The 18,251-nt window shown below is 40.2% G+C and carries 18 protein-coding genes and 1 pseudogene; 3 read left to right on the top strand and 16 right to left on the bottom strand.

Annotated features, from left to right (window positions below; genetic code table 11):
• Window positions 1–513: 513 nt before the first annotated feature.
• Genes eat through eutC form a run of 3 tightly spaced genes read left to right on the top strand, consistent with a single transcriptional unit; the run spans window position 514 to window position 4,188 of the window.
• Complete coding sequence (eat, locus tag RT084_RS10985) at window positions 514–1,893, top strand: ethanolamine permease (RefSeq protein WP_309593726.1); 1,380 nt, start codon at window positions 514–516, stop codon at window positions 1,891–1,893.
• 17 nt (window positions 1,894–1,910) lie between these two features.
• The gene (locus RT084_RS10980; RefSeq protein WP_309593725.1) at window positions 1,911–3,302 is read left to right on the top strand and encodes an ethanolamine ammonia-lyase subunit EutB; all 1,392 of its coding nucleotides are present in this window, start codon (window positions 1,911–1,913) and stop codon (window positions 3,300–3,302) included.
• Window positions 3,295–4,188: an ethanolamine ammonia-lyase subunit EutC gene (gene eutC / locus RT084_RS10975; RefSeq protein ID WP_313100024.1), complete on the top strand. Its 894-nt coding sequence runs from the start codon at window positions 3,295–3,297 to the stop codon at window positions 4,186–4,188. Before RT084_RS10980 ends, eutC begins: the two co-directional genes overlap by 8 nt.
• Before the next feature lie 52 nt (window positions 4,189–4,240).
• Here eutC and RT084_RS10970 read toward each other — a convergent pair whose 3' ends face one another.
• From RT084_RS10970 to RT084_RS10895, 16 genes and pseudogenes are all read right to left on the bottom strand, one after another.
• A complete protein-coding gene (locus tag RT084_RS10970; RefSeq protein WP_313100022.1) occupies window positions 4,241–4,792 on the bottom strand; it encodes an IS3 family transposase in 552 nt (183 codons plus the stop codon).
• Window positions 4,793–4,806: 14 nt separating this feature from the next.
• Window positions 4,807–5,210, bottom strand: a pseudogene (locus tag RT084_RS10965) (transposase); the annotation flags it as partial.
• Window positions 5,211–5,332: 122 nt separating this feature from the next.
• Window positions 5,333–5,773, bottom strand: coding sequence for an acetyl-CoA carboxylase biotin carboxyl carrier protein (locus RT084_RS10960; RefSeq protein ID WP_313100018.1), 441 nt, complete (start codon window positions 5,771–5,773; stop codon window positions 5,333–5,335).
• A gap of 20 nt (window positions 5,774–5,793) precedes the next feature.
• A complete protein-coding gene (pxpA, locus tag RT084_RS10955; protein WP_313100015.1) occupies window positions 5,794–6,558 on the bottom strand; it encodes a 5-oxoprolinase subunit PxpA in 765 nt (254 codons plus the stop codon).
• Between the two features lie 2 nt (window positions 6,559–6,560).
• Window positions 6,561–7,559: a 5-oxoprolinase subunit C family protein gene (locus RT084_RS10950; protein ID WP_313100013.1), complete on the bottom strand. Its 999-nt coding sequence runs from the start codon at window positions 7,557–7,559 to the stop codon at window positions 6,561–6,563.
• A complete protein-coding gene (gene pxpB / locus RT084_RS10945) occupies window positions 7,556–8,269 on the bottom strand; it encodes a 5-oxoprolinase subunit PxpB (protein WP_286190448.1) in 714 nt (237 codons plus the stop codon). Before pxpB ends, RT084_RS10950 begins: the two co-directional genes overlap by 4 nt.
• Window positions 8,270–8,315: 46 nt before the next feature.
• Complete coding sequence (gene accC, locus RT084_RS10940) at window positions 8,316–9,758, bottom strand: acetyl-CoA carboxylase biotin carboxylase subunit (protein ID WP_248148500.1); 1,443 nt, start codon at window positions 9,756–9,758, stop codon at window positions 8,316–8,318.
• 43 nt (window positions 9,759–9,801) lie between these two features.
• Window positions 9,802–10,311 carry an acetyl-CoA carboxylase biotin carboxyl carrier protein gene (gene accB / locus RT084_RS10935; RefSeq protein ID WP_313100009.1) on the bottom strand — a complete coding sequence of 170 codons (510 nt, stop codon included), beginning with the start codon at window positions 10,309–10,311 and terminating at the stop codon, window positions 9,802–9,804.
• 17 nt (window positions 10,312–10,328) lie between these two features.
• Window positions 10,329–11,552, bottom strand: a complete 1,224-nt coding sequence (locus RT084_RS10930) for an NRAMP family divalent metal transporter (RefSeq protein WP_313100006.1) — start codon at window positions 11,550–11,552, stop codon at window positions 10,329–10,331.
• 76 nt (window positions 11,553–11,628) lie between these two features.
• A complete protein-coding gene (locus RT084_RS10925) occupies window positions 11,629–12,414 on the bottom strand; it encodes a putative hydro-lyase (RefSeq protein WP_159771952.1) in 786 nt (261 codons plus the stop codon).
• Window positions 12,415–12,608: 194 nt separating this feature from the next.
• A complete protein-coding gene (locus RT084_RS10920) occupies window positions 12,609–14,117 on the bottom strand; it encodes an amino acid ABC transporter permease/ATP-binding protein (protein WP_160003018.1) in 1,509 nt (502 codons plus the stop codon).
• A gap of 172 nt (window positions 14,118–14,289) precedes the next feature.
• Window positions 14,290–15,120 carry an ABC transporter substrate-binding protein gene (locus RT084_RS10915; protein WP_160003017.1) on the bottom strand — a complete coding sequence of 277 codons (831 nt, stop codon included), beginning with the start codon at window positions 15,118–15,120 and terminating at the stop codon, window positions 14,290–14,292.
• Window positions 15,121–15,281: 161 nt separating this feature from the next.
• On the bottom strand, window positions 15,282–16,118 hold the full coding sequence (locus RT084_RS10910; RefSeq protein ID WP_160003016.1) for an urea carboxylase-associated family protein: 837 nt from the start codon (window positions 16,116–16,118) through the stop codon (window positions 15,282–15,284).
• 31 nt (window positions 16,119–16,149) lie between these two features.
• Window positions 16,150–16,836 carry a GntR family transcriptional regulator gene (locus RT084_RS10905; RefSeq protein ID WP_160003015.1) on the bottom strand — a complete coding sequence of 229 codons (687 nt, stop codon included), beginning with the start codon at window positions 16,834–16,836 and terminating at the stop codon, window positions 16,150–16,152.
• 472 nt (window positions 16,837–17,308) lie between these two features.
• Complete coding sequence (locus RT084_RS10900; RefSeq protein ID WP_160003014.1) at window positions 17,309–17,512, bottom strand: transposase; 204 nt, start codon at window positions 17,510–17,512, stop codon at window positions 17,309–17,311.
• Window positions 17,513–17,598: 86 nt separating this feature from the next.
• Window positions 17,599–18,207, bottom strand: a complete 609-nt coding sequence (locus RT084_RS10895; protein ID WP_313099997.1) for a recombinase family protein — start codon at window positions 18,205–18,207, stop codon at window positions 17,599–17,601.
• Window positions 18,208–18,251: the final 44 nt, after the last annotated feature.

Below are 18,251 nucleotides of genomic sequence, written 5' to 3'. Positions count from 1 at the left end.
TTAAGAAGTCAAACAATAAAAACTTAAATATTTGATTTTAATAAAATAATTAACTAAAAAAATTACTCAGCGTACTTTTTCATCTGAATTCTGTGCTGACCCCTACATGATTTATCGGAATAGTTGTTCCAATAACTGGTTTTTTATTCAGAACCTAATATTAAAACAAAATCGGCAGTGCGAAAAACCACATTTTTTTATAAACTCATTTCCTCATCAATTTTATCAATACTAGACTAGATTCCTTAGCATACTTATTTTTTCGTTTTTGTATTAACTCCATATTGCCTAAATTGAGTGCAATTGATGCACTAAATTCATTCATATAATACTAAGATTTAGATTCTTTTAACAATTTTTTGATCCACCTAATTTTTTAATTGTTTGATTTTATAAGAATTAAAATGCTGATTTTTATGTGACATATATTAAGAATTAAAATACCTATTTTTATGTGGCATATATATTGCACTGTGTTATTTAGATATCTTGTCTAATCATGGGGCAATAATTATGAGTAATAATTCAAATCATCAACTCAAAAAAGTACTCGGTACATTTTCTTTGTGGGGTATAGCCGTTGGTTTGGTTATCAGCGGCGAGTATTTTGGCTGGAGCTATGGGTGGGGTAAAGCAGGTACTTTGGGATTTTTGGTCGCGACTTCAATCATCGCTGTCATGTACACCACCTTTATCTTTAGTTTTACCGAGTTGACCACAGCTATTCCGCATGTCGGCGGTCCTTATGCCTATGCCAAACGTGCCTTCGGTGATAAAGGCGGATTTTTGGCAGGATATGCCACTTTGATTGAATTTATTTTTGCCCCACCTGCGATTGCTTTGGCGATTGGTGCGTATCTGAATGTGCAATTTCCACAACTTGATGCCAAATATATTGCCGTTACGGTGTATTTTGTGTTTATGTTGCTCAACTGGCTAGGGGTGGGCATTGCCGCTGCCTTTGAGCTGGTGGTGACTATCTTGGCGATTGGTGAGCTACTGATGTTTATGGGCATTGTGTCACCTGGTTGGAGTTGGAGTAACTTTGTGGCACATGGTTGGGCAGGCAGTGATACGTTCACCATGTCTTCATTGAGTGGTATCTTGGCAGCCATGCCGTTTGCGATTTGGTTCTTTTTGGCAATCGAAGGGGCAGCGATGGCGGCAGAAGAAGCCAAAGACCCAGCTCGCACTATTCCAAAAGCCTATATCGCTGGTATTTTGACCTTGGTATTCTTGGCTTTTGGTGTGATGATTATGGCAGGTGGTGTCGGTGACTGGCGTCAATTTGCTGATGTCAATGACCCATTACCCCAAGCGATGAAATTGGTGGTCGGTGCGGATAGTGGTTGGTTGCATTTGTTAGTTTGGATTGGTTTATTTGGTCTGATTGCCTCATTTCATGGTATTCTGATGGGCTATTCTCGCCAAATCTACGCCTTGGCTCGAGAAGGTTTTTTGCCAAAACGCTTAGGACAACTTAATCCAAAATTTAAAACACCTGGAGCGGCGATTCTGGCAGGCGGCGTGGTCGGCATTTTGGCAATTTTTAGTGATAGTTTTATCCAATTCAATGACCAAAGCCTGACTGCCAATATTGTTACCTTATCAGTATTTGGGGCATTAACCATGTATTTGGTGTCAATGGCGTCATTATTTAAACTACGCCGTAGTGAGCCGAGTTTATATCGCCCATTTAAAGCCCCTTTTTATCCTGTATTTCCCGCCATTGCATTAGGTTTGGGTGCATTTAGTTTGATTGCGATGATTTATTTTAACTTTAGTTTGTTTGTTTTATACATCGTGATTATGGCATTAGCGTATGGGGTGATGATGATGTTACGTAATAAACATTTAGCAACCATTGCTAGTCAACCAGTTTCTTCTGTATAAAAATACTAGGATACAAAATGCGCTTTTCAACGACCATTGCCAACCATATCTGGCAATTTCAAAGTCTAAAAGAAGTGATGGCAAAGGCAAGCCCATTACGCTCAGGCGATGTGCTTGCTGGGATTGCTGCTTGTAGCAATATTGAGCGTATGGCGGCTCGCTTTGTGTTAGCCGAGTTGCCACTGCGTATCTTTTTGGATGAGCCTTTGCTTGATGATAGTGTCGATGAAGTCAGCCGTCTTATTCGTCAGCAGCATGATAGTGTGGCTTTTGCCCCATTTAATAGCATGAGCGTGGGCGAGTTTAGAAACTGGCTACTCAGTGAATATGCGAATACACAGCTTTTACAAGACTGTAAATGGGCATTTACTCCAGAGATGGTGGCTGCGGTGAGTAAACTGATGCGGAATCAAGATTTGATAACCGTGGCTGCTAAATGCCAGAATGTCACCGCATTTCGTAATACCATCGGTCTGCCTGATAGGGTATCGGTACGCATTCAGCCCAATCACCCAACTGATGACATGCGTGGGGTGATAGCATCCACCTTTGATGGGCTTCTATATGGCATGGGTGATGCGGTAATCGGTATCAATCCTGCATCAGACAGCATGCCAATTTTAGGTGATTTATCCAAGATGTTTGATACCTTAATCCATGAATATGATATTCCAACTCAGTCTTGTGTGCTGACCCACATTACTAATACCATTGAGCTAATTAATAAAGGCGTGCCTGTGGATTTGGTATTCCAGTCAATCGGCGGTACTGAAGCGGTGAATCGTTCTTTTGGTGTGGATTTGGCGATTTTACAAGAAGGCTATGAAGCAGGATTGTCACTTAATCGTGGCACTGTTGGGCAAAACGTCATGTACTTTGAAACAGGGCAAGGCAGTGCATTATCTGCCAATGCCCATTATGATATCGACCAGCAAACCTGTGAAGCCCGAGCGTATGCAGTGGCAAGGGAGTTTAATCCATTACTGGTCAATACCGTAGTTGGCTTTATTGGTCCAGAATATCTTGCCGATGGAAAACAAATTTTGCGAGCCGCCTTAGAAGACCATTTTTGTGCCAAACTGCTTGGCTTGCCTATGGGCTGTGATGTCTGCTACACCAATCACTGCGATGCTGACCAAGACGATATGGACAGTATTATTGTGTCATTGGTAGCAGCAGGGCTAACTTTCTTGATTGGCGTGCCTGGGGCGGATGATATTATGCTCAACTACCAAAGTACTAGCTTTCATGATGCTCGCTTTATCCGAGAAACGCTCAAAAAGCGTGCTGCTCCCGAGTTTGAACAATGGCTACAAAAAATGCAGCTAACAGATGCCCAAGGATACTTAGTATCTGATGGCAAACGTTTCTTAACTGCGCCCAATACCTTAAGTGTGAGTTATGGCTAATATTATCAATAATTATACCCAGCAAAATTCTATCCAAAAAGACGTCATAATCGACCAAAGTGTCACAACCAATGACTGGCAGTCGTGGCGAGAGCTGACTCAGGCTCGTATTGCGATTGGACGTGTCGGTGCAGCGTTACCGACCCAAGAGATTTTGAGCTTTGGATTGGCTCATGCCCAAGCGTGTGATGCCATTCACACGCCATTGGATATCGAGCAACTTAGTAATGAATTAAAAGAGCAAAATTGGCAAGTTGAAGTAGTTCACAGTCAAGCTGATGTCCAAAGCGGTAGCCGAGAAACCTATCTTAGACGCCCCGATTTGGGACGAAAACTGGCTGATGACTGCAAAAAAGCGTGGTTTGATTCATCCAATTATTCCAATGAGCAAACCAGCTATGATTTGGTGTTTATGGTTGGTGATGGGCTATCATCGCTTGCTGTACAGACTCAAGTTGTGCCGCTGCTCAATGAGCTTAAAACCTTTCTCAATCCAAATCTGATCATCGCTCCTGTGTTTATTGCCAAGCAAGCGCGTGTTGCATTAGGGGATGCGGTAGGCGAACTGGTCAATGCCAAGATGGTGGTGGTACTCATCGGTGAACGCCCTGGCTTGTCAGCGGCGGATTCATTGGGAGTCTATATGACCTATGCCCCAAAAACTGGCAAAAAAGATGCCGAGCGTAACTGTATCTCGAACATTCGTCCTGGTGGGCTTAGCTCAAGAGCGGCAGCGTTTAAACTCAATTGGCTGATTACACAAGCCTTTGAGCGTCAATTAACAGGGGTAAATCTAAAAGATGAGAGTGATAATTTTCTTAAAACAATGACAGTAACGGTAACAGCCCCAATGCCGTTAGTGCGTGACAAAAAGATTGTCAAATGATAGATTAGGCATGTAAATACCCCAAACTTAAAACAACATCAAAGTAGAATCATTAAGCCACCTGTTTAAACTCAGCAGGTGTCATATCATTCAATGAATCATGCGGTCGTTCGTGGTTATAAACCTCGATCCATTCATCGGTTAATTGTCTAACCTCATTTAAATTATTGAACAGATAACAATCTAGCATCTCATTTCTATAACTGCGATTAAACCGTTCAATATACGCATTTTGGTATGGGCAGTCAGGCTTAATGTAATCAACCAAAATACCATGAGCCGCCGCCCAATCAGTGAAGACACTAGAGGTAAACTCACTGCCATTATCAACCCGAATCTTGTTAGGATAGCCATGGCACTGGGCTAACTGATCCAAATAGCGAATCACTCGTAGTGACGGTATACTGGTACCAATATCAATGCCTAGTAATTCACGATTATAATCATCAATAACATTGAAAGTGCGAAAGCGGATATTGTTATGCAGCTTGTCACTCATAAAGTCCATTGACCAAGTATGGCCTAAGCTATTTGGCACTGTCAGTGGCTCGGGGGCACGTGTAGGCAGTCGTAGTTTGGTTTTGCGGCGCAGATTAAGTTTCATCGCTGTATAGACCCGATAGCGGTATAGCTCATTCCATGCGAGAATAGCGAGAGGATAAGATTGTCAATTTCAGGGGTAAGTTTGGTTTGATGCTTCTTGACCAGTCACTCAGGCATAGCCTTCGTCTTGCGCTCGGGTGAAGCGATGCTTCGCTATTTCCTCGCTCAGGTTCAAATTCGCCGTTGCGGTCACGTGGTGTTTCAAGCTCAAAGCTACCAACCGCTGATTTGACCGTCTTTTTGCTATAACCGTTGCGACAGTTACTACTATGATTCTGCTCAAGATAGCTGTCTATTTCAGCCGATAGAGCGGCTTCGGTGAGTTGTTTGATGAGTGGGGCTAGCACCCCATCACCGCCTGTAATAGGCTTTCCTAATTGAATGGCTTTTAGGGCTTCGTTAAAGTCGAAGTTTTGCATGGTGTCATTCCTGTTTTTCTGAACAGTTTATGGGAATGACACAGTTTTTTGAACACTACCGAATTAGCTCCTGATTTTCCTGGTAGAAACGGTTTTTATCTATCTCTTGACAAATACATTAGTTAGTTTGATTTGATTGGTAATTTAATTATTGGCGTACCGTATTCTACTTTATCATTGTCTTCTAGCAATATCGAATATACATAGCCTGCTTTATCAGCAATTACAGGTAACAGCTGTGCCATACATGCCACATAAGCCACGGTATCACCTTGTTGTACTTTATCACCAACTTTTACCAAAGGCTCACTAATGGCATCGGCTGATAGCTTGAGTCGTCCGATATGGGTTGATTTGATGACATAGGTATTATCATTTGTAACCTCATCAACATCTTGTTTGGCGGTATCTTTGACATTTGAACGCGATAACTGATTATTGTGCAAAGTAGCATACTGGCTGTTTTTAATACGGATGCTATCACCTTGTACTGTGATTTCGACTTCAGCAAGTTGGCTATGAGCGACCAGACTGACCATATCTTGAATATGTTGAATGTCCATAATGTATCCGTAAGTTATGTTTACTTGAGATTAGATTTCGCCTGAATAGCAATGCCCTGCTGTTGTAATTCAGTTTGGATACGCTTGGCAAATTGTACAGCATGTTCACTATCGCCATGCAGACAAATACTGTCAGCTTGTACTTTTATGGTTTTGCCGTTGACGCTAGTGACACTACTATCTTTTATCATTTGTAACACTTGAGCAAGGGCTTCATCATCGTTGTCAATCACCGCATTAGGCTGACTCCGAGCAACCAATGCCCCATTTTCTTCATAACGGCGGTCGGCAAATACTTCTGATTCGGCAACGATGCCATGTTGCTGTGTTGCCTTAATCAGCTCACTACCCGATAAACCCATGATAGCTAACTTTGGATTAAAGCCTTTGATGGTTTCTACAATAACATTGGCTAAATGGGCATCTTTGGCGGCTTGGTTATATAATGCCCCATGCGGTTTAACATAATCAAGGGACACACCCACCCAATCACACAGCGATTGAATTGCCCCCAACTGATAAAGCAACACCGCTTTAATCTCATCATCAGGTAATTCATGATTAGTGCGTCCAAAGTTTGCTCTATCATCAAAACTTGGGTGGGCTCCAACTCGTAAGCCTTGCTGTTTGGCAAGTTTTAAAGTTTTGAGCATTTCGCTGGGTGAACCTGCGTGCAATCCACAGCAAATATTGGCAGAACTGACGATGGTGAGCAGTTTGTCATCTTGACCGCAACCTTCGGAGACATCGGCATTTAAATCAATCGTTAAAGTCGCTGTTGTCATTGTTATTTCCCCTCTGCAAAATTTTTGACACGCTGAATATGGCGTTCTCGTGCTTTTTTGCCACTTATAACTTCATCAAGTGTTACCCACTGAAACTGACAAGACTGTCCAAAGCGTAACTGGGCAAATTTGCCAATATCGGCTTGAATAATACTGGCAATTTTAGGATAACCACCTGTGGTTTGGGCATCTGCCATCAAGACAATCGGATGACCTTGCGGTGGCACTTGTATCATACCGATATCCACCCCATGAGAATTCATTTGTAGCGGTTCGGTCAACGCCAAAGTTTGATCCCCTTCTAAGCGATAGCCCATGCGATTGCTACTGCTTAGTAATTTATAGGGTTGCTTAGTGAGTTGTAACAGCGAATCACGGGTAAAATAGTCCGTTTCACTATTTTTGACAATACGAATTATTGGTTTTGCGTTTTTATATAAATCATGATAATCATCTTCAAATTGAGCCATGCCAATTTGAGATAGCTTGGGACGTTGCGTGTTTGTGACGCTTAACACGTCACCCACTTTTAACAAGCGACCATGATAGCCCCCAAATTCTGCTTTGGCATTGGTGCTTGCTGAGCCTAGCACCTGTTCAACGGCAAGACCACCTTGGATACAAATATAGCCGTGCATGCCTTGAATCGCTCTTACCAGTTCCAATGTTTGCCCTGCCTTGATGGCAATTCGCCAACCATTGGGTACTCGCTCTCGTGTTTGCTTGGCTGTATCAGTCACATAGGCTTCGTACAACGCCCCAGTTAAGCAGACACTAATCTCCCCTGTAGTCGCATCCACATCGCTATCATCAAATGCAAGTGTCATACCGCCCAATGTCACCTCGATTGCCACCGTATTATCTGGATTGTTCAATAAAGCATTGCCTGCCTTGATTGCCCAACTATCCATCGCACCACTTGTGCCAATGCCAAATCGTCTGTGACCAAAACGCCCCATATCTTGCAAGCTTGCCATCGCTGTCATTGCGGTGATTTTCATAAACGCTCCTCAATCACGTCAATGGCGACAAAGCTTAAGGTATCGCCTGCTTGGAGCAAGGTCGGTTGCTCATTTTTTAAATTAAATAGAGGCAATTCGGTACGCCCAAGCAACTGCCAACCCCCTGGTGATGCAAATGGGTAAATACCTGTTTGTTCACCACCAATGCCGACTGAGCCTGCAGGAACTTGTAGACGTGGGACCGCATGACGAGGCGAATACAGTTCGGGCGATAATCCGCCTAAATACGGAAACCCAGGTTGAAAACCCATAAAATACACGGTATAAATCGGTGCAGTATGACGTTCGACCAATTCACGCACGGTCATGTTTTTTTGTTGGGCTAAATCCAATAAATCAGGGCCATACTCACCACCATATCGCACAGGAATTTCGATATGCCGACCGTCGATTTTTTTGATAAATTGGCTGTCATGACTAATTGTTTGTAGAAAATATTGCAATTGAAGTAGCTGACGGGCAGTCAAGTCTTGGGTATAGACACTTAGCGTGTTCATACCGACTACCGTTTCTTTTATCCACGCTTTGATATCATCGAGTTGGGGAATTTTTTCTGCCAATCCCCAACATAATTGCTGTTGCTCAAGGGTAACAGGTTTGGGCAAAAACAAAGTCAAACATCGCTCGTTGCAGATTTGCCATGTATGGGTTGCGGTGGATTGGGTTGTCATTGATTGTTGTTGGGTCATAACCTTATATTATTTAACCATTGGTTTATTGAAATTCGTTACTCATTTAAGAATTTGGTGCTTGTAGTCGGTCGGCGGTAACTTGTAGCGTGTTTTGATTATTCTCAAGCCATTGGCTTAAATAATGAATACTCGTCCCACCCGCTTGAAACCCTGTATCCGCCAAAAAGCGTTGATGTAATGCTTTATTGGTCATAATGCCAGTCACCGTCAGTTCATGCAGAGCAGACTGCATTTTTTGCAGTGCCAAGCCCCGAGTCTTCGCATGGACACACACTTTGGCTATCAAGCTATCATAATGGGTTGGAATCAGATAACCTGATTCGATATGACTATCCACACGCACCCCATTGCCCCCTGGGAGATGGCAATAGTTGACTTTGCCAGCACTAGGCATAAAGGTAAAAGGATGCTCAGCATTGATACGGCATTCAAACGCATGACCTTGTAGCACAATATCTGCTTGGCTAAAGCCAAGCTCAAAACCAGCGGCCACTTTGATTTGCTCGCTGATTAAATCTATGCCTGTGACTAATTCGGTGACAGGGTGTTCCACTTGAATACGGGTATTCATCTCAATAAAGAAAAACTCGCCGTTTTCATACAAAAATTCAAACGTACCCACACCCCGATAGCCCATGTACTGACATGCATTGACACAAGCTTGTCCGATTTTTTGGCGTTCGGTCTCAGTGATGTGCGGTGCAGGAGATTCTTCCACCACTTTTTGGTGACGGCGTTGGCTAGAACAATCTCGCTCACCCAAATGTACCGCATGACCGTAGTGGTCAGCAATCACTTGAATCTCAATATGACGGGGCTGTTGTAAGTACCGCTCCATATATACCACAGGATTGCCAAAAGCAGCATCCGCTTCTTTTTTGGTCATAGCAACCGAGCTAATCAAATCCTCTCGTCGGGTTACCACTCGCATACCACGACCACCACCACCGCCTGCTGCTTTAATAATCACAGGATAACCGACTTGTTCTGCAATTGCCAAAATTTGGTTATCATCGTCTGGCAACGATCCATCTGAGCCTGGTACACAGGGTATACCTGCGGCTAGCATAGCTTGTTTAGCAGCAACTTTATCGCCCATTTGGCGGATATTGTCGGCACTAGGGCCAATAAACGTCAGTCCTGCTTGCTCGATACGCTCGGCAAAATCGGCATTTTCTGCCAAAAAACCGTAGCCTGGATGAATGGCATCAGCATGGGTTAAGTCGGCGGCTGCCAGAATTGCTTGTTGATTAAGATAACTTTGAGTGGCATTGGCAGGACCAATACACACAGTTTCATCTGCAAGACGGTTAGGCAACGCATCTCTATCAGCTTCTGAATGCACCAAAACGGATGTAATGCCCAGTTGTTTACACGCTCGGATGATACGTAGGGCAATTTCCCCACGATTGGCAATCAAAATTTTGTCAAAAAGTTTTGGCGTATTTAGCTGGGAAAATTGATGAAAACTTGTGGTTACGGTCATGAAGAAAGTAGTCCTTACGACAAAAATTTATAGGTTAAACGAATCAAACAATGCTAAATAATGGCTGGGCATATTCCACAATATCACCATCATTCACCAAAATCGCTTGAATCGTACCTGTTTGCTCAGCTTTTACTTCGTGCATGATTTTCATCGCTTCCACAATACACAAGGTATCACCGATTGCTACGCTTTGCCCAACTTCCACAAAGGCTGGACTTTCTGTACTGGATTTGCGATAAAACGTACCAACCATTGGCGATACGATAGTCTGAGTGTTACTCTCGCTTGGGTAAGCGATGGCTTCCGATTTGTTTGCACCGTTAGCCAAAATACTTTCATTGCTATTTAACGTAAAGGGTTGCGGTGCTACTGAAAACATAGGCGTAGCAACCTCCTGTAATACTCTATCTGGTTGATAGGGTGTCTGATAAGACGCATGACGACAAGTAATACGAATATTGGTTTGCCCTTCTCGTATCTCAATTTCGTCAATGTTGGCTTGTTCAGCGATTTTAATCAGCTTAGCCAATTGGTTGATATCAATATTCATATACGTTTATCCTAGACTTATCCTGCCAAATATTTACTGATGGTAATGACGCTCAATATCGACATGGCAATTGCTACAATCCATCCAAAGATTGCCATCCACACAGGGTGACGATAGTTTCCAATGATATTTTTGCGGTAGGCAGCAAGCAAAATAATCACCAACGCAATCGGCAATACCAAGCCATTGAGCGTACCTACCAATACCAGAACTTGAGCAGGTTTACCAATGGTCATAAAGATAAGTGTCGAGATAGTGATGAAACCAATCACAAAAAAGCGTTTATTGCGTTCAATAAAATCACTAAAATTGGTCAAAAACGTTACCGAAGTGTATGCACATCCAATCACCGAAGTAATCGACGCTGCCCAAATTACCATACCAAAAATTACCTTACCTAAGTCACCTATACCATATTGAAACGGTGTTAATGCAGGATTATCCTTAATTAATGGGATGCCTTGGCTTACGACACCAAGTACACCTAAGAATAAAAAGATACGAATAAACGAAGCAATCAAAATCCCTGAAACTGAGCTACGGTTAACTGAAGGCAGATTCTCTTCCCCTGTAATGCCTGCTTCTAGCAAGCGGTGGGCACCCGAAAAAGTGATATAACCACCAACCGTGCCACCGACCAAAGTCACAATTGCCATAGCATCTAGCTTACTTGGGGCAACTGTTCTCACAATCGCTTCGCCAAATGGTGGATTGGTTTTAAACACCACATAAAAAATTAAGATAATAAGCACAAACCCCATCAATTGGGCGAATTTATCGATGGCTTTTCCTGCTTCTTTAAACAAAAACAGACCAATCGCAATGATACCGCTAATCATAGCCCCCAACACAGGCGACATGCCAAACATACCTTGAAAACCCAATCCTGCCCCACCAATATTGCCGATATTAAATGCCAAGCCACCCATAATAATTAAAAAGGCTAATACATATCCCATGCCAGGAAATACCAAGTTAGCGATTTCTTGAGCCTTCAACTTAGAAACAGTCACCACTCGCCAAACATTTAGCTGTACCCCGATATCCATCAAAATTGAGACTAAAATAACAAAACCGAAACTTGCCCCAAGCTTTTCGGTAAAAGTGGCGGTTTGGGTCAAAAATCCTGGACCCACCGCAGATGTTGCCATTAAAAAGGCAGCACCCAAAATAGCAGATTTTTGCACGGTTGTTATTGATGGGCGATGGGTTGTTGATTCTTTATCAGATGGGGTGCTCATGTTTATCCTTAAAAAATTAGGTAAAGAATTTTCCTTTTTACTGTAAATTCTATGTATTTTACCTTTAGCAATTTTATCAATATAAAATTTCGCTATCTTTAATATCAGTAATGAACATAAAGCCAGGGGCGTGGGTAATCATTAATTCTGGTTTAGCACTTAGGCACACGGATTGCGGTGTTACACCACAACCCCAAAATACAGGAATTTCTCCCGCTTGTATAGTGGAAGCTTCGCCAAAATCTGGACTTGAGATATCTTTAATACCAATATATTCTGGATTACCGATATGGATAGGTGCACCATGGGTAGCTTTAAAATTTGAGGTTATTTCAGTGGCTTTGATAGCTTGTGCCATCGTCATAGGACGCATGCTGACAGTGGTTGCCCCATGAAAAATACCTGCGGGTAATGTTGGTATATTAGTGATATACATAGGTACATTATGGTTTTCCTCAATATGTCTAACGGGTAAACCTGCTTCAAGCATCGCATGCTCAAAGGTGAAGCTACAACCAATTAAAAAAGACACCATTTTTTCATCATATAAATCACTGATATCATAAGGTTTTTCAACCAATTTTCCTCGTTTGTAAACAAAATACAGACCTACTTCATTTCTAATATCACCCTGTGGAGCGTATTTTGGGAAACTAGGTTTGCCTACATCTGAAACATCTAAAAGTGGGCAAGTCTTTGGATTTCTTTGGCAGAATAGTAAAAAGTCATAAGCATATGTTTGAGGTAATATAACTACATTAGCCTGAATATACCCTTTTGCCATACCGCTCGTTGGTGCAATAAGTTTTTGTTCACGAATTGCTTGACGAATAAGATTAGGCGGTGTGTTTGTCCATTCCATCTCTTCAACCTTTATAGCTCAATTAACTACACATGTATTTATTAACAGCCCATAAATTTTATTAGATTCCACCACTCTCAACGCTTAATAAGCTATTCATTCTAGTAAACTCAAAATTCAAAAGCTAATTTTATGATAAATTTAAAGCTAGTAATATCGGTGATTTATAAAAATTAGTCGAGAGTACGGCTCCATCAATGTTTTTTAATAAACTGATTAAATCGTTCATTTTGGCTATTTTCAAGTTCAGAAGGCGAACCCTGTTCTACAATATGACCACCCTCCATGAAAATCACACGATCTGAGATTTTGAAAGCAAAGTTCATTTCATGGGTGACTATAATCATAGTCAAACCTTCTTTTGCCAATTGTTCCATAACTTTTAGAACCTCATTGACTAACTCTGGATCTAATGCCGAGGTAGGCTCATCAAACAAAACAATCGAAGGTTGCATAGCCAAAGCTCTTGCAATAGCAACACGTTGTTGCTGACCGCCTGATAACTGGTGAGGATATTTATTTGCATGTAGCTTCATACCAACTTTATCTAGCATGGCGATAGCTGTCATTTGGTTAATACCTCTATCATTCATACCGTGGTATTGGGGGGCTAGCATCACATTTTCGAGAATTGTCTTATGTGGAAACAAGTTGAAGCTTTGAAATACCATGCCAACATGAATAATTTGATCTTTATAGGCAGGTGAATTTTCTGTCAAAACTTGATCTTTCAAAAATGGTTTTCCCATTACATTGACGGTTCCTTTATTCAAGCTTTCTAAACCATTTAATGTACGGATGAACGTGGTTTTACCAGAGCCCGATGGCCCAATAATAGAGATTACTTCACCCCACTTAACATTCAAGTCAATACCCTTTAGTACTTCATGATTACCATATGATTTATGAATATCAATCGCTTCTAAAGCATAATTACCGATTCTTTCATTGTTTAAATTATCATAGCTGGATAAAGATTTATTAATAGTTGGTATAGGTAATTCATATTCCCTTAATAAAGGAGGATTCTTTTGGGTAATATCAATAAATTTTTCAAATTTGGCGATCAGCCAACCAAACACTGTCACGATAAGAACGTAAAAGAATGCTACGGCTAACATCGTCTCTAGTACTAAGAAGTTCTGGGTATAGAGACGTTGTCCGACTAATAGAATCTCTGTAAGTGATATCACTGATACTAACGAAGTTAATTTAACAATCGTAACAAATTCATTACTTAATGTAGGTAATGCAATTCTAAGTGCTTGTGGCACGACAATTAAACGTTGAATTCCAGCAGGTTTCATCCCTAAAGCTTTACCTGCTTCAATTTGACCTTTGTGAACAGAATTAAGACCGCCACGATGAATTTCTGCAATATAGGCAGCTTCACTTAAGGTTAAGGCAATGAGACCAGATAAGAAAGAAGAAGCTAATATAACACTGGTTTGCGGAAATACTTGTGGCATATTATAAATAAAAACCAAGAGCACTAGCAGAGGCAGGCTACGAAAGAACCATATATATCCACCACATAAAATTGAAATGGCTTTAATTTTAGATTTCTTTCCTAGAGCAAGTAGAAATCCTAAAACAATACCTAAAATCCATACTAATACACTTAGTTCAATAACTGTTAAAGTGGCTTGCCAAAAGTCTTTATTTTTTAATAATCCAAATGTATATGCCCAGTCAAGATGCATTATTTAATCCCCTATAACTTTTCACACGAATATAAAATCTGATAATCAGATAGATAAATCTTCGAATTAGGAGGATGGTTGACATAAACCATGTAAAAATTATTGGAGTTGAATATAAAATAATTGCATATACAACTCTCAAATATCAAAAAAACTACAAAGGGTTAAGAAATCATGGTTGTTTCAATGCATATTTGCTTAGCAATTGACTGTATTCACCATTAGACTTAATCTCCTCAAAAGCTTTTTCTAAAATTTGCTGTGTTTTTTGATCGCTTTTAGCAATAGCTAGTCCGATTTTTTGAGGATATAAAATATCTTTTGACGAAACAACCACTCGATCTTGTGATTTTTCAACTAAACTTTTAGCGACAGCAGAGTCCTCAAACTGAATATCAGTAGATTTTGCTAATAGAGACTGTAAGGCTTCTGGTGAGGTTTCAAATTCATTAATTTTAATAGCTGCCTTATTACTACCTGAGCAGTATTTGCTAGATACATCATTTAATTTAGGTATCCAAGATGCTCCTTTAATAGATGCTACTGTTTTACCACATAAATCTTCTGGTTTTTGCGCCGTGCTTTCGTCACCTTTACGTGTAATAAGTACGCCACCTACCTGAGCATAAGGAATAAAGTTAACTTGTTGTTCGCGTTCAGGTGTAATATATAGAGCAGAAGCGATTGTCTCAAATTTCTTACTATTCAATCCAGGAATTAGGTTAGCAAATCGAGTATCCACAAATTCAATTTTTTGATTACTTGCTTTCCCTAAAAGGTTCATAAATTCTACATCAAACCCATTTGGCTTATTGTCTGACATATAGGCAAATGGCGGATAAGTAAGATCAGAACCTACTTTGATGACATTACTATTACTACTCGCTGCTGTGGATGCAGAATTACTTGGCTCCGAGGTAGTGGTAGAATTAGAGCAGGCATTTAGACTCACAACTGTGCTTAAGCACAAGACAAAGTTCATAAAGTATAGTTTTTTGCTCACTAATAATCTCCTTTTCAAAGTTGAATTGGTTTTAATTGTAGGTTTTAGGGACAATTAGAATATTTTTACTTTAAAAATTATCCATGACAGCATTAATTTTTATAATATTGAATACAAACATCTATTGTCCTTAAAACAATTTAAGTTAATACAATCGTTAATTAATTTTTTAGTGCTAATCCATGATTTCCTTTATAAGGAGAACGCTCTGGTTGTTTCCAGTTTTTGAGTAATTCAGGTTCCAGTTCATAGATTTCTACACCTAAAGGTCGACAAACTGAAATAGGATCTTGTGCATCTGGTCCCCACATAGGTAGTGATAAATCACCTCCAGGACAGGTAGATAAAGCACATAAGACATCAATCTCAGCAAAAAATTCCAAATAATCACCTGCTTTTGCAGGGCTAGCTTTCATAAAATATTTGCTATCATGATTTAAGCCAGTAACTTGAAATATATTTAATACGTCATGCACATCAAACTCAGTCAGCCCATAGGGTAAAACTGCTCTAGTAAGGTTAGAGTGACAGTGATGATCAAAATCCTCTCCTGTTAAAAGACGATTGATATAGGGATCACATCTTGTACCTAATAGATCATGTATACGCCCGCCATGCTTATCAACGCCATAATCTTTTAAGCTGTCATCTGTGATTGTTACAATCGGGCGCATAAATGGTAAAGTGGACCATAACCGATCGTAGATACTAACGTGAGAGCCTTGTAATTGACGAGTACGTGATGCCCATAGTCTCTCTCTTGGGTCGTTAGCGTTCCATATATTAAAATCGCCAACTTGAGGCCCTTTTGGAGCAGTTACTCGGAACACTTGTCCCGCTTTAACTTTCCATGCCCGCCCTGTCCTAATTGGTATTTCAAATGATTCTATCAACTTACGCTTTTCTTTCGATTCACGAATAGAGTCATAAAACTCTTTGTCCACATCAAGCACTGAGCCTTTGGAAGATTGATAGGCTGATGGGTAGTCTTTATACATACTAAGTCTCCTAGTTAAGCTACAAAAAAAATCAAATCGTTGAAATGAATGAGTTATACATCCTGAGAATATTCTTTTCAGATATATCCAAATATAAATCCAGAACTTTGTAGGCTTCTTCATACCTACTTTGTTTCAAAAGAGATAAGATTCTTCTATCCTCTTCAACCCATGGAGTCTGAAATTTTTCTTCATTTGGAGCAATAGCGAATACAAGTCGAAGCTGTGCTAAAATTTTTATGAAGAAGCCATTAATTAAAGAATTTCCTATTACACTAACTAGGTGTTGATGAAAACGTAAACTCATAGTCCCTACGGTTTGCCAGTCTTGATTTTCTATGGCTAATCGAGCAATTTCTAAGTCCTTAGACATATAAAATATAATTTCATTGTGTCCCTCTTTAAATAAAACTATAGCTTGACTCTCGATTATTCTACGAGCTTGAAATATCTCTTTTATATCTTTTTCATTTACCTGCCTTACGAATACTCCTTTATTCCTAATGTAGTTTGTTAATCCATCTGCTTCTAAAAGGTGCATCGCCTCTCTTATAGTATTTCTGGATGCATTATATTTACTGACCATTTCAACCTCTATTAAGGCAGTATGAGGCAATAAAACACCTTTAATAATATCTTCTTGAATTTCTTGAGCTACAATCTGAGCTCGGCATAATGCTGTATTATTTTTTAAATTTTTATCGTTGGCAGAAATCATATAGCATCATCATCTTTTTCTTCGATTGTGGTAATTTTAACTATTAATTCTTCCTTAGAAGTGCACGTTTTTCGTTTTAACTGAACGTCAGTAGAGTTCTAGAAACTTCTAGGTATATTCAGTTCAGAGAATTTAAAATAACAAATTTAGATGGTTGGTTTAGCTGGAACCACCATAAATTCTAAAATTGTTCAACAATCTAATTAATTTAGGATATTCAAATTTCATGCCAAATTTAATAAGAAATTCATATAATAGCGAGGATAAAAAATTAAAATATTCAATAATTACAATATATTAAGGTGGTATTACAAATAAAGTTAAAATTATTGTTCTGATTAACTATATTTTCCAAGGAGATTTTAAATGTAAAATTTTCAATAACAAAGTCTGCAAATGAAGCCGTAATTGGAAATACTTTTTCTATAAAGGTGCAATTACTAATTATTACACTGATATAGAAATTAATGCACTATTTTAGGTCATAGAAAAATAATGTATTCATGCGGGATTGTTTTCCTTTGTGTTCACGTTTCCAGTTGTGTAAGAGATTCTGGTTGATGCCGTTGTCTCTGGCGATACTGGCAATAGACCGCCCTAAGCTTGGGGCTTCTTGAACTAGAAATTCTTTGAATTCGTCACTGTAGGTTTTGCGCTTGGGTTTGTTGGTTGCCATTTTAATGTCCATTACTGAAAATCATGGACATTATCTCGCTTCATCTAAGTGTGCAGTAGAGGAGATGGTCTGGGGCTTACGTAAAACTATTCAGATTTGCCTATTAAATCTAGTCCCGCCTTTTTCAACTCCCCTTTCGCTGTCACATAATGATATAGGGTACTACTCGGAATATCACCCAGCTCCTTACAAATTGCTGGAATGCTTTTGGTTTGGTCTTGCATTAGATGCTGGGCATAGCGAAGTTTCTCAGCCGTCATGATTCTAGGTCGACCACCTTTTCGACCACGAGCACGAGCAGCAGCAATCCCCTCTTTTACCCGCTGGCGGATAATATTACGCTCCATCTCAGCAAAAGCGGCTTGAATCTGCAAAAAGGCTCGACCTGCAGGGGTTGTGGTATCCATCGGTGAATTAATCGCTTTAAAGCCAATGTCTTTTTCAGCCAGTTCATCAATGAGTTTGATTAGGTCGCTGGCTAACCGCCCTAGTCTATCCAAATCTAAAACAACAAGCACATCGCCTTTTCGCAGATAGTTGAGACAATCATCCAACCCTTTGCGCTGGGAATTACTGCCTGATGCTTTGTCTTCAAACATTCGCTCACAGCCAATTTCTTTTAAGGCATCAATCTGACGGTCAAGCAACTGTTTTCCTTCAGACGTTGACACTCGGGCATAACCGATTAAACTCATGGTAAAATTCTCACGATAAAAGATAATTACCCCATCTTATCATA

Origin of the sequence: Moraxella sp. CTOTU48717 (genome assembly GCF_032057165.1) — a bacterium.
Lineage (GTDB): Bacteria > Pseudomonadota > Gammaproteobacteria > Pseudomonadales > Moraxellaceae > Faucicola > Faucicola tetraodonis.
This window is presented reverse-complemented; position numbering and strand designations above follow the sequence as displayed.

Coding starts and splice junctions, on each gene's coding strand:
- eat (WP_309593726.1), top strand. CDS start 514: ATGAGTAATAATTCAAATCATCAACTCAAAAAAGTACTCGGTACATTT.
- RT084_RS10980 (WP_309593725.1), top strand. CDS start 1,911: ATGCGCTTTTCAACGACCATTGCCAACCATATCTGGCAATTTCAAAGT.
- eutC (WP_313100024.1), top strand. CDS start 3,295: ATGGCTAATATTATCAATAATTATACCCAGCAAAATTCTATCCAAAAA.
- RT084_RS10970 (WP_313100022.1), bottom strand. CDS start 4,792: ATGAAACTTAATCTGCGCCGCAAAACCAAACTACGACTGCCTACACGT.
- RT084_RS10960 (WP_313100018.1), bottom strand. CDS start 5,773: ATGGACATTCAACATATTCAAGATATGGTCAGTCTGGTCGCTCATAGC.
- pxpA (WP_313100015.1), bottom strand. CDS start 6,558: ATGACAACAGCGACTTTAACGATTGATTTAAATGCCGATGTCTCCGAA.
- RT084_RS10950 (WP_313100013.1), bottom strand. CDS start 7,559: ATGAAAATCACCGCAATGACAGCGATGGCAAGCTTGCAAGATATGGGG.
- pxpB (WP_286190448.1), bottom strand. CDS start 8,269: ATGACCCAACAACAATCAATGACAACCCAATCCACCGCAACCCATACA.
- accC (WP_248148500.1), bottom strand. CDS start 9,758: ATGACCGTAACCACAAGTTTTCATCAATTTTCCCAGCTAAATACGCCA.
- accB (WP_313100009.1), bottom strand. CDS start 10,311: ATGAATATTGATATCAACCAATTGGCTAAGCTGATTAAAATCGCTGAA.
- RT084_RS10930 (WP_313100006.1), bottom strand. CDS start 11,552: ATGAGCACCCCATCTGATAAAGAATCAACAACCCATCGCCCATCAATA.
- RT084_RS10925 (WP_159771952.1), bottom strand. CDS start 12,414: ATGGAATGGACAAACACACCGCCTAATCTTATTCGTCAAGCAATTCGT.
- RT084_RS10920 (WP_160003018.1), bottom strand. CDS start 14,117: ATGCATCTTGACTGGGCATATACATTTGGATTATTAAAAAATAAAGAC.
- RT084_RS10910 (WP_160003016.1), bottom strand. CDS start 16,118: ATGTATAAAGACTACCCATCAGCCTATCAATCTTCCAAAGGCTCAGTG.
- RT084_RS10905 (WP_160003015.1), bottom strand. CDS start 16,836: ATGATTTCTGCCAACGATAAAAATTTAAAAAATAATACAGCATTATGC.
- RT084_RS10900 (WP_160003014.1), bottom strand. CDS start 17,512: ATGGCAACCAACAAACCCAAGCGCAAAACCTACAGTGACGAATTCAAA.
- RT084_RS10895 (WP_313099997.1), bottom strand. CDS start 18,207: ATGAGTTTAATCGGTTATGCCCGAGTGTCAACGTCTGAAGGAAAACAG.